The organism is Methylobacterium sp. CCH7-A2 (assembly GCF_001557075.1).
Classification (GTDB): domain Bacteria; phylum Pseudomonadota; class Alphaproteobacteria; order Rhizobiales; family Beijerinckiaceae; genus Allobosea; species Allobosea massiliensis.
The window spans coordinates 1-10,245 of sequence record NZ_LSKN01000197.1; the positions used below are offsets into that span (position 1 = coordinate 1).

The window sequence follows — 10,245 nt, forward strand, 5'->3', positions numbered from 1 at the left end:
CGGTGACGCCGTCCTTGGTGATGCGGGGAGCGCCGAACGACTTCTCGATCACGACGTTGCGGCCCTTCGGACCGAGCGTCACCTTGACGGCGTTGGCGAGGATGTCGACGCCGCGCAGCATCTTGTCGCGCGCGTCGGAGGAGAACTTGACGTCTTTGGCTGCCATGAGAGCAACTCCTTAGGATTTCGAGGAACGGGCGGTCTCAGGCGTTCAGCCGACGACGCCCATGATGTCGGATTCCTTCATGATCAGGAGGTCCTGACCATCGATCTTCACCTCGGTGCCGGACCACTTGCCGAAGAGGACGCGGTCGCCCTTCTTGACGTCGAGCGCGACCAGCTTGCCGGCCTCGTCGCGGGCACCGGGGCCGACGGCGACAACCTCGCCCTCCTGGGGCTTTTCCTTGGCGGTATCGGGGATGATGATGCCACCCTTGGTCTTCTCTTCGCCATCAAGGCGGCGGACCACGACGCGGTCATGCAGCGGACGGAACTTCATGGTTCTGTCTTCCTCTCGGTACAAATTCGATGCGGGCCCGGATCGCCCGCTTGGACGCCCGTTAGCAGTCCCCTCGGGTGAGTGCTAACGGGTGCCGCGGAGATAGGGCCCGCCCCTGCCGGAGTCAAGGATCGATCACCTGGAGATGGGCGGCCCGCGGCGGGGATAGTAAATCGCCGCGGCCTGCCCGGCATGGCTGCCAAGGGCGCCGGAACCCGCTACCATGCCGCCATGTCCGAGCCCTCGTCTTTACCCACCGCCACGTCGGAAACCCTCGACGACATCGCCCGCAGCTGCGTTGCGCTGCATGTGCGGATGACGGCGCGCGCCGTCACCCGCGCCTATGACGAGGCGATGCGCTCCAGCGGGCTGAAGATCACCCAGTTCGTCCTGCTCTCGGCGCTGAGCACCGGCGCCTGGCGCTCGGTCACGGAGCTCGCCGAGCGCTTCGCGCTGGAACGCACCTCGCTGACCCGCAATTTGCAGCTCCTCGCCGCCGAGGGGCTGATCGAGCCGGTCGCCTGCAAGGGCAGGGCGTCGATCTATGGCGTGACGCCGAAGGGCCGCGCCGCGATCGACGCCGCGATTCCCTATTGGCGCACAGCGCAGGAGCGCATCGAAGGTGGGCTCGGCAAGGAGGATTGGAGCCAGATGCGCGACCGGTTGAAGGCGCTCCGGCGCGTCGCGCGCGGGAGCGGCTGACCCGCTTGACCGGGCCGTCGGCATCCATCTATCGTGTAAATACACGGAAGGGAGGCCGGCCATGGCGCGCGACGTCGGAGTGGTATCGCGGGAGACGCTGGTGGCGGGCAGCGGCCTAGACTTCCTGCGCGGCATGATCGAGGGCCGCCATCCCGGCCCGCCCTTCGCCGATGCGATGGATCTCGATCTCGTCGAGGTGGAGGAGGGCCGGGTCGTCTTCATCGGGCGTCCCTCGGCACGCTTCTTCAACCCGCTCGGCACGGTCCATGGCGGCTGGACGGCAACGATCCTCGATTCCGCCATGGCCTGCGCCACCCATGCGACGCTGAAGCCCGGCGAGGGCTACACCACCCTGGAGATGAAGCTGAACTATGTCCGCCCGGTCATGCCCGAGAGCGGCGTCGTGCGCTGCGAGGGCAAGGTCATCCATCGCGGCGGCACGGTGGCGACCAGCGAGGGACGGCTCGTTGACGAACGCGGCAAGCTGCTCGCGCATGGCACCGAGACCTGCGTCATCTTCCCGGCGCGGGGCGCTGGCTGAGCGGCATTACCGCCGACTGATCGCGATCGCGCCCGCGACGATCAGCACCGCGCCCGCATAGGTCGTGATCAGCGGCACCTCGTCGAAGAAGGCGTAGCCGAGCAGGCTCGCCCAGATGAGGGCCGTGTATTCGAGCGGCGCCAGCCGCGAGGCTTCCGCCCGTGCAAACGCGGAGGTCAGCAGCAGGTGCCCGGTCACGCCGAGCGCACCGGCAGCGAGATAGACCAGCACGTCATGGCCGGTCAGCGGCACGAAGGCGAGCGCCGCGGGCACCGCCAGGAGCAGGGCCGGCCCGCCATTCTGGAAGGCGACGATGACCGCCGGGTGCTCCTTCAACGCGATGCGGCGCAGCAGGATCAGGTTGAACGCATAGGTCACGGCGGAAAATAGCGCCGCCGCCACGCCGAGCCCGGCGCCGCTGACCTGCCCCTGCAGCCGCGGCCAGACCATGACCAGCATGCCCGCGATGCCGAAGCCGAGCGCCTGCCAGATCCGCGCGTCCATCCTCTCCTTGAGCAGGAGCCCGCCCAGCAGCGCCACGAAGACCGGGGCGAGGAAGGCGAGCGTCAGCGCCTCCGCCAGCGGCAGGACGGAGATCGAATAGAAGAAGCTGCCGGCGGTCAACACCACGACGGGAACCCGGATGCTGTTGCCGATCACGCTGGCGCGCGTGGGAGCCGGTGGGCGCAGGATGGCCAGCACCGCGAGCGCACAGACGCCGCCCATGGCGAAGCGCATGAACAGCGCGACGATGAAGGGATGCGACTGCATCTGCGCCTTCACCACCGCGTCCATCGCGGTTAGCAGGGCAATGCCGAGCAGGGCGCGCAGCGCGGGGCCGAGGCTCATCGCGCGCCGGGGAGATCGAGGCGGAAATGATATTCCCAGGTCGCCGAGACGTCGGCGAGGTAGCGTTCGCCCGGCCAGCGCCGGAAACCCAGCTTCTCGTAGAAGCGATGGCCGCGCGCGAAGCGCGTGTCGGACCACAGCATCATCGCGTCGAAGCCCCCTTGCTCGGCGAAGGCCAGCGCTTCGGCGAAGAGGGACTGGGCCAGGCCCGAGCCGCGAAAGGCGGGAGCGGCATAGACCTTGGTGATCTCGACCGCGTTCTGCTCCGGCACGGGCGTGGCGCCGAGCGAGGCCGCGATGCCGCCGTCCGGCGCGTCCACCACCCAGAGCCGTCCTCCCTTCGCGGCGAAATGGCTGGCTGGCCGGCGCAACTCCGGAAACTCCAACCATTCGAACAGGCAATTGGGATATTCGGCGAAGCTCGCCGCGATCAGCGCCGCGAGCGGCTCCGAGTCGCTGTCCCGCGCGGGACGGATCGCAAGGCTGGATGGTGTCATGGTTCCATCGCCATAGCCGCCGCCGTCACGATGCGATAGCGGCGGCGACGGGGCGCATTCGGGGCGCGCATGGGACGGTCCGTGTCAGGCCGGGGCGGAGGCCTGTGCACTGAGGTCGCGCGCCAGGGCGACGACCGTGTCGAAATCGGCTTTGGATCGGTCGATGCCGCCCGCCATCCCATGGGCGGCAAAAATCGGATCCTCCTGCGGGGTGCGGCGGCAGCCGCCCATCGTCCAGGCATGGAAACTGCGCTGCCCGATCGGCCGGACGTCGAGCACGGACACATCGCGATGGCGATCGTCCTGCGCGATGCGGGCCATCGTGGCATCCAGCGCATCGCGGGGCCCTTCCAGCACCTGCAGAAAACTGTCGCGGTCGAAGATCAGGAACCCGGTGACGCCCGCCGCCTGGTTGTTGCGGCGCGAGGCGGACAGGATGGAGCGCAGGGCCGAAAGCTCGTTGGAGACACGCCCCGCCCGGTAGATTGATGTATAGACAAGTTGGAAGAGAGGGGCTGAAGTCATGAACGTGCCTGTGCGCGGTGGAACTGCTCTCTCAACGGGATGCGCCGGCAGAAGTTCGCGACAGAAAGATTGCGAAAGTCAAAACGCCTCCTCCATCTCCGGTTCGAGAGATTGAGAAACCGTTGCGATTTGGAGATTCGCGCGAGCCCCGCTACCCCGAAGCCGCAGCCCGGTCGGTTTTTCCGTGAGTCGCGCCGGGCGGCGCTGCAGCCAAGCGGGGACCCGGCACGGATGATCGAGACGCGATGACGGTCCTTCTGCCCTTCGTCGTCAATGCTGCGCTGAACTTCGTTCTCGGGCTGCTGATCGCCTTCTTTCTTGGCCCGGCCGAGTTCGGCCGCTATGCGATCGGCGCCGCCATCATCGTCCTCGTCAACACGGCGCTGATGGACTGGCTCCGCCTGTCCGCCGTCCGCTTTTACTCGCTCAAGGCGCGCGAAACCGAGCCCGAGATCCGTGCAACGCTGGATGTGCTGGTCACGGGCGTCAGCGTGACGCTTTGCGCGCTGCTGGTCGCGGCGATCGTCGCCGGTGTCGATACGCGGATGCCGGCGATGATGCTGGCGGCAGCGGTTCTGGCCGGCATCGGCGCCGGGCTTTTCGACTATCACGGGGCCATCGCCCGCGCCCGCTTTCTCGATGCCGCCTATGCGCGGCTGGTCATCGTCAAGAACGTGCTGGCGCTCCTGCTCATGGTCGGCGGCGCCTGGTGGACGCGGGACCCGACGGTGGTGCTGCTCGGCGGGTTGCTCAGCGTCGCGGTGGCGCTGATGTCGGTACGCCGCAAACTCGCCGATGCGCCCCTGTCTTTCAGCGCCGCCCGCATCGATCTCGCCTGGACCTTTGCCAAATACGCGCTGCCGATCGTCGCCGGCAATGCGATCTACTCGCTGATTCCGCTGCTCAACCGCTCGCTGCTGGCGGGCGCCCATGGCTTCGCCGAGGCGGGCTATTTCTCGCTCGCCTCGGACATGGGGCTGCGCCTGTTCGGAACGCTCGGCGCGACGCTCGAGATCGTGCTGCTGCGCGAGGTCATCCGCCTCGATGAAACGCGCGGACGCAATGCGGCGCAGAAGCGGATCGCCGCCAATCTGGTGATCGTTCTGGCGGTCGCGCTGCCGGCTGCGGTCGGCTTCGGCCTGGCCCTGCCAGCCTTCGACCGGTTGGTGGTGCCGCCGAGTTTCCAGGGGGCGTTTGCGGCCTATATGGCACCGCTGCTGCCCGGCTTCGTCGCGCTCACCATCTTCCAGGCGGGGCTGTACCCGGCCTTCCTGCTGGAGAAGCGCACGCTGATCGCGATTCTGGCGGCTCTGGCCGGGCTCGCCGCCAATCTCGGGATCATCTCTGCCTTCGCCGGCGCGCCGCCCGGCCTCTACGCCTGGGCGCAGATGGCGGCCTTCCTCTTGGTGCTGGTGGTGACGGGTTGGGCGGCGCTGCGCATCCTGCCGGTGTGGCCTTCGCCGCGCGACTGCGGCGCCGTGCTGCTGGCGGTCGCCGCGATGGCGCTGGCGATCTGGCCCTTGCAGAACCGTCTGCCGGCGGTCGTCGAACTCGGCCTTCAGGTGATGCTCGGAGCGCTCGTCTACGGCGTCGTCATCCTCGCCTGCGACGTCGCGCGCTGGCGGACCCTGCTGGGTCTCTGGTGGGTGGCACGCCGCAGCCGGCGGCCATGACCGGTGGTGCCGGAACCGGCGACAACCTTTCCTTCACCCTGTCTGTTCAAGCGCCGATAAGGTTAATCCGTCGAATGCCACGGATTCGCGCTGCTCGAATGCAGTCGACGTGCGCGGTTTACCATTCCTTTCACGGCGGAGCTCCCAGACTTTCTCGATCGAATTCGAGAGAGTTGCGTCATGCGTTCCCGACTGTTCGTCTCGTTGCTCGCGCTGTCCGCCGCGCTCGCGGCCGGCCCCTCGCTCGCCCAGGGTTATGGCCGCGCCCCGGTCGACGACCCGATGACCACCGCCTCGAATGCCCGCCCCAATTACGGCGGCGGTTTCATCGAGCTGCTGATGACGGGTCGCGATCCGACGCCGTCGCGCGGAGGCGTCGTCTACAACCGCCCCGGCTATTCGGCCTATGGCCAGAGCGCGCGGCCTGCCGCCGGCTACGAGGTGGATCCGTTCGAGCAGGCGGCCGGGCGGGGAAGGGGCGGGGTCAATGCCGACGGGCGTGTGGCGGCGCTCGGTCAACCGCTCGAGATGGAGCGCCCGATCGAGCGGATGATCGATCCGCGCTTCCGCAAGCAGGAGGTCGCCTATGACGGGCCGCACAAGCCCGGCACGATCATCATCGATACGCCGCAGCGCTTCCTGTTTCTGGTCCAGCCCAACGGCCGCGCGCTGCGCTACGGCATTGGCGTCGGCCGGCCCGGCTTCTCCTGGGCCGGGATGAAGACCGTCAGCCGCAAGGCCGAATGGCCGAACTGGACGCCGCCGCCGGAGATGCTCAAGCGCCGGCCGGACCTTCCGCGCTTCATGCCGGGCGGTCCCGAGAATCCGATGGGCGCCCGCGCGCTTTATCTCGGCTCATCGCTCTATCGCATCCACGGCACGAATGAGCCGCACACCATCGGCCAGGCTGTCTCCTCCGGCTGTATCCGGATGACCAATGACGACGTCACCGACCTTTACGAGCGGGTCCGTGTCGGGGCCAAGGTGCTCGTCATCTGAAAACTGGCCCATCGATGAGCCGATACGAAAAGATCCGCCCGGTTGGGCCGGGCGGATCGTGAGGGTCGCGGGTGATGATGACCGGGCTCAGGCCCAGCTGTCGTCCTCGCCGCCGTCGAACATGCTGGAGCCGTCGTCGTAGCCGGCATCCATCGATTCGGTCTGGGCTGCCTGCTGATAGTTTGCGGCGTTGGACGAGCCGTCGTCGTAGCCGGCAGGCTGGGCGTCCGCCGCAGCGTTGTCCTGACCCTGCGGCGCCGTTTCGGCCGGCTTGGTCGCAGCCTGGGCCGAGCCACCGCCAAAGGCGTTGCTGAGCACGCTGCCAAGCATCATGCCGCCGGCGACGCCGGCCGCAGTGGTCAAGGCCGTGGCCATGAAACCACCGCCGCGTCCGGGCGCCTGCTGGCCGGCATTACCCCAGGGGCCCGGGGCCGGCTGCGCCGGACCCGGCTGGGCGGGGGCGGCCTGCATCGCGTTCGGCTGCTGGCCGGTCCAGGCCGGGGAGGGCGCATCGGGACCGCGCGAGGGGAAAGACGGCACCGAGCGCGGCCGCGCCGGCTGGGCCGCACCGCCGCCGAAGATGCCGGACAGGAAACCACCGCTCGCGGCGGGGGCCTCGGCCGGCCGGCTCTGCAGCTCGCGCAACTGGGCCTGGAGGTCCTCGACCTGCGCCTGCAGATTGGTCAGTGCGGTTTCCTGCACATAGACCGCCTGCGCCATGGCGTAGGGAGCATAGGGCTGCTCGCGCAGCCGCTGTGCGATGTAGTTTTCAGCCTCGGGGTCGCGGGGCTGATTGGCCGCCTGTTTCAGGCGGTCGAAAATCCCGGCGATCACGTCGCGTTCCTGCGGCGTCATCGTCATCTCCTCCTTGTGTGGGGCGGTGCGGATGCGCCGCCTGACGAAGAGGTGGGACCTGCATGTGACGGTATCAAGGCGTTGCGGCAGGGGACCAGACAGCACCTGCCGAAGCGTCAGATGCTGGCGCCTTCCGAGGTGAACTCGTCGAAGGTCTCGCCGGGCTGCGGCGTGAGCAACTGCCCGCGATTCAGCACCACCACCGTCGTGCCGGTCGGAACGCGGCCATGCAGATCGATCACATCCTGATTGAACATGCGGATGCAGCCGCTCGATACGGACTGGCCGATCGACCATGGCTCGTTGGTGCCGTGGATGCGGTACAGCGTGTCGCGGTCGCCCTGATAGAGATAAAGCGCTCGGGCGCCGAGCGGGTTGTCGAGGCCTGCATCCATGCCGCCCGCCCAGGGGCCGTTCTTTTCCGGATCGCGGGCGATCATCGCCGCCGTGGGCGTCCAGCGCGGCCAGGCCGCCTTGCGGCCGACGGTCGCGCGGCCCCGCCAGGACATGCCCTGCTTGCCGACGCCGATGCCGTAGCGGATCGCACGGCCATTCTCGCGCACCAGATAGAGGAATCGGTTGTCGGTATCGATGACGATCGTGCCGGGCTGTTCGCGCGTCGGATAGGCCACCTCGCGCCGCAGATAGCGCGGGTCGACCTCGGAAAGATCGGTCGCCGGCAGCGGAAACTGCTCGTCGGGCCGCTCGCCATACATCGCGAGATATTCCGCGCTGACGTTGAAGCCGCGCGTGCTGACGACTTCGTAAGGCTCCTGCGGCCGCGACACGCAACCCGCCAGCGCGAGAGGCAGCAGGAACAGCGTCGCGCGCCGCGACGGCTGGGCGAGCGCGGAGAGAGGGGAGCGGACGGCGGACTTCTCGACGGACATGAAGTTGGGCTCTGCTTTATTGATCTTGCGGACGCGGCTGAACAACGAGGGAAAGGCTGCGGCGTTCCACGGGTCACGCCACATGGACCTTCAAGTCACATCGCATGGCCGCGAGGTGAACGCGATATGGCGGAATGATGGCAGACACGCGCTGTGACGTCTCGGCAACAGATGGGGCAACGCGGCGGCGGGCTGGATCTGCGGTGTTGCCTGCCAGACTTATACAAGTCTCATCTGGAACCGAATGGATCAGATCAGTCGAAAGTCGTTGAACTTAAGCAAATCTTTACACGATCGGTTAAGTCTAATTCCAATGTCGCCGAAGGGCGCAACGGCATGTCCGTGCCGTTTCCGCTTGCCGGCCCGACGAGACGCCTGGCCTGCCTGCTCTACTGATACCCTGGTGCGCATCGACTGCGCATCGCTGCCCCCCCCCCGGCGCCGTCCGTTCGGAGCCCGGACCGCCTTTGCGGGCCGGAGTCTGGCCGGCGCCGCTGCCAAACGGATCCGTTGATGAAAAAGCTTCTGTCGACCCGCCTTCCCATCGCCACCCGCCTCGCTTTGCTCGGCGTCTTCTTCGTCGGCGTCGCGGTCGCCGCTTCCGTCATGGTGTCGTTGCGCGCGGCCGAGACGGCGATGCGCGAACGGGCGCAGGCGAGCCTCGTCGTCAACATCAACCTGCTGCGCGATCTCGTCGCCGCGAAGGGCGAGCCCCGCCTCGACGGCGACAAGCTTTATTTCGGCGACGAGCTGATGAACGGCAACTTCGCCGCGGTCGACAAGGTCAAGGCGCTGGCGGGCAGTGTCGCCACGATCTTCATGGGCGATGTCCGCATCGCCACCAACGTCCAGCGCCCCGACGGGGGACGCGCGGTCGGCACGAAGCTCGCTGCCGGCCCCGCCTATGACACCGTGTTGAAGCAGCGCCAGACCTATTCGGGCGCGGCCGACATCCTCGGCCAGCCCTACTTCACGATCTACGAACCGATCGTCCAGAAATCCGACAATCGCGTCATCGGCATCCTCTTCGTCGGCATCAAGCAGGCCGACTTCATGACCGTCGTCAGCGAGATGATCACCGGCAATGTGATCGCGGGCCTGATCATCGCCCTCGTCGCCGGCCTCGCTCTCTTCTTCCTGGTGCGCCGGATGATGAAGCCGCTCGGCAGCCTCAAGGGCGCCATGGACCGGCTCGCGGCTGGTGACCTCGTGACCGCGGTTCCCACATTCCGGGCCGGCGAATTCGCCCAGATGGCCGGAGCGGTGAGCGTTCTGCGTCAGGCCGCCATCGAGAAAGAGCGTCTCGAAGGCGAGGCCGCGACCCAGGCCAGCCTGATGGACGAGAGCCGCCGGTCGACCGAGGAACAGCGGCAGGCTGCGGCGCAGCAGCGCCTGCAGCAGGCACAGGAATTGGAGAAGGTCGTCGGCTCGATCGCGGCAGGCCTGTCCGAGCTCGCCCATGGCAACCTGACCCATCGCATCGGCGCCGAGATGCCGGCCGACTACGCCAAGCTGCGCGACGATTTCAACGCCACCATCGACCGTCTCTCGGCCACGGTCCGCACCATCCAGGTCACCTCGGCCGATGTCGGTCTCGCCGCCCGTGAGATCAACATGGGCGCCGACGACCTGTCGAAGCGCACCGAAGAACAGGCCTCCTCACTGGAGGAGACTGCCGCCACGACCGAACAGCTCGCAGCCTCGGTGAAGGCTTCGGCGCAGGCATCGCGCAATGCGGCCGCCATCGCCGACGAGGCGATGAGGGCGGCGCAGAACGGCGGCGCCATCGCCGGCCGGGCGGTCGACGCCATGGCCCGGATCGAGGACGCCTCGACCAAGATCTCGGACATCATTCGCGTCATCGACGACATCGCCTTCCAGACGAACCTGCTGGCGCTGAACGCCGCGGTCGAAGCGGCGCGCGCCGGCGATGCCGGCAAGGGCTTCGCCGTCGTGGCTTCGGAGGTGCGGACCCTGGCGCAGCGCTCCAGCGAGGCGGCCAAGGACATCTCGGCGCTGATCTCGTCGTCCAACAACGAGGTCGGCGAGGGAGTGAAGCTGGTGCGCCAGGCCGGCGAGCAGCTCAGCCACATCCTTTCGGCTTCGGAGAAGGTCGCGGCCACCATCGCCGACATTTCGGCGGCCTCGAGCGAACAGGCAAGCGGCATCGACGAGATGAGCCAGGCGGTCGCCCATCTCGACGAGATGACCCAGC

The 10,245-nt window shown here is 67.7% G+C and carries 11 protein-coding genes and 1 pseudogene; 5 read left to right on the plus strand and 7 right to left on the minus strand.

Annotated elements, in window-relative coordinates; genetic code table 11:
* A pseudogene (groEL, locus tag AX750_RS26155) lies at positions 1-166 on the minus strand (chaperonin GroEL); the annotation flags it as partial.
* Positions 167-211: 45 nt separating this feature from the next.
* A complete protein-coding gene (gene groES / locus AX750_RS14960; protein ID WP_056795343.1) occupies positions 212-499 on the minus strand; it encodes a co-chaperone GroES in 288 nt (95 codons plus the stop codon).
* A 192-nt stretch (positions 500-691) separates the two neighbouring features.
* On the opposite strand from groES, the gene AX750_RS14965 reads away from it, so the two are divergent.
* Both AX750_RS14965 and AX750_RS14970 read left to right on the plus strand, forming a co-directional pair.
* A complete protein-coding gene (locus tag AX750_RS14965; protein WP_245282405.1) occupies positions 692-1,201 on the plus strand; it encodes a MarR family winged helix-turn-helix transcriptional regulator in 510 nt (169 codons plus the stop codon).
* 61 nt (positions 1,202-1,262) lie between these two features.
* Positions 1,263-1,742 (plus strand): PaaI family thioesterase, encoded by a 480-nt coding sequence (locus AX750_RS14970; RefSeq protein WP_066722724.1) that lies wholly within the window; start codon positions 1,263-1,265, stop codon positions 1,740-1,742.
* A gap of 6 nt (positions 1,743-1,748) precedes the next feature.
* On the opposite strand, the gene AX750_RS14975 is transcribed toward AX750_RS14970, so the two are convergent.
* From AX750_RS14975 to AX750_RS14985, 3 genes are all read right to left on the minus strand, one after another.
* Positions 1,749-2,591 carry a DMT family transporter gene (locus tag AX750_RS14975; protein WP_066722727.1) on the minus strand — a complete coding sequence of 281 codons (843 nt, stop codon included), beginning with the start codon at positions 2,589-2,591 and terminating at the stop codon, positions 1,749-1,751.
* Positions 2,588-3,088: a GNAT family N-acetyltransferase gene (locus tag AX750_RS14980; protein ID WP_066722730.1), complete on the minus strand. Its 501-nt coding sequence runs from the start codon at positions 3,086-3,088 to the stop codon at positions 2,588-2,590. The genes AX750_RS14975 and AX750_RS14980 overlap by 4 nt, the downstream gene beginning before the upstream one ends.
* A gap of 84 nt (positions 3,089-3,172) precedes the next feature.
* A complete protein-coding gene (locus AX750_RS14985; RefSeq protein ID WP_066722733.1) occupies positions 3,173-3,613 on the minus strand; it encodes a BLUF domain-containing protein in 441 nt (146 codons plus the stop codon).
* Positions 3,614-3,858: 245 nt separating this feature from the next.
* On the opposite strand from AX750_RS14985, the gene AX750_RS14990 reads away from it, so the two are divergent.
* Both AX750_RS14990 and AX750_RS14995 read left to right on the plus strand, forming a co-directional pair.
* Positions 3,859-5,286 (plus strand): hypothetical protein, encoded by a 1,428-nt coding sequence (locus AX750_RS14990; RefSeq protein ID WP_066722736.1) that lies wholly within the window; start codon positions 3,859-3,861, stop codon positions 5,284-5,286.
* Between the two features lie 180 nt (positions 5,287-5,466).
* Positions 5,467-6,285: a L,D-transpeptidase gene (locus tag AX750_RS14995; RefSeq protein ID WP_066722739.1), complete on the plus strand. Its 819-nt coding sequence runs from the start codon at positions 5,467-5,469 to the stop codon at positions 6,283-6,285.
* A gap of 87 nt (positions 6,286-6,372) precedes the next feature.
* Here AX750_RS14995 and AX750_RS15000 read toward each other — a convergent pair whose 3' ends face one another.
* Both AX750_RS15000 and AX750_RS15005 read right to left on the minus strand, forming a co-directional pair.
* A complete protein-coding gene (locus tag AX750_RS15000) occupies positions 6,373-7,140 on the minus strand; it encodes a DUF2076 domain-containing protein (protein ID WP_066722742.1) in 768 nt (255 codons plus the stop codon).
* Between the two features lie 116 nt (positions 7,141-7,256).
* Positions 7,257-8,030, minus strand: coding sequence for a L,D-transpeptidase (locus AX750_RS15005; RefSeq protein ID WP_066722750.1), 774 nt, complete (start codon positions 8,028-8,030; stop codon positions 7,257-7,259).
* Positions 8,031-8,543: 513 nt separating this feature from the next.
* Between AX750_RS15005 and AX750_RS15010 the strand changes: the two genes are divergently transcribed.
* On the plus strand, positions 8,544-10,245 hold a 1,702-nt coding region (locus AX750_RS15010; RefSeq protein WP_067254608.1), incomplete at its 3' end, for a methyl-accepting chemotaxis protein.

Bases quoted from the DNA above. Each gene is read 5' to 3' on its own strand.
- groES (WP_056795343.1), bottom strand. From the start codon at position 499: ATGAAGTTCCGTCCGCTGCATGACCGCGTCGTGGTCCGCCGCCTTGAT.
- AX750_RS14965 (WP_245282405.1), top strand. From the start codon at position 692: ATGGCTGCCAAGGGCGCCGGAACCCGCTACCATGCCGCCATGTCCGAG.
- AX750_RS15000 (WP_066722742.1), bottom strand. From the start codon at position 7,140: ATGACGCCGCAGGAACGCGACGTGATCGCCGGGATTTTCGACCGCCTG.
- AX750_RS14980 (WP_066722730.1), bottom strand. From the start codon at position 3,088: ATGACACCATCCAGCCTTGCGATCCGTCCCGCGCGGGACAGCGACTCG.
- AX750_RS15005 (WP_066722750.1), bottom strand. From the start codon at position 8,030: ATGTCCGTCGAGAAGTCCGCCGTCCGCTCCCCTCTCTCCGCGCTCGCC.
- AX750_RS14970 (WP_066722724.1), top strand. From the start codon at position 1,263: ATGGCGCGCGACGTCGGAGTGGTATCGCGGGAGACGCTGGTGGCGGGC.
- AX750_RS14985 (WP_066722733.1), bottom strand. From the start codon at position 3,613: ATGACTTCAGCCCCTCTCTTCCAACTTGTCTATACATCAATCTACCGG.
- AX750_RS14975 (WP_066722727.1), bottom strand. From the start codon at position 2,591: ATGAGCCTCGGCCCCGCGCTGCGCGCCCTGCTCGGCATTGCCCTGCTA.
- AX750_RS14990 (WP_066722736.1), top strand. From the start codon at position 3,859: ATGACGGTCCTTCTGCCCTTCGTCGTCAATGCTGCGCTGAACTTCGTT.
- AX750_RS14995 (WP_066722739.1), top strand. From the start codon at position 5,467: ATGCGTTCCCGACTGTTCGTCTCGTTGCTCGCGCTGTCCGCCGCGCTC.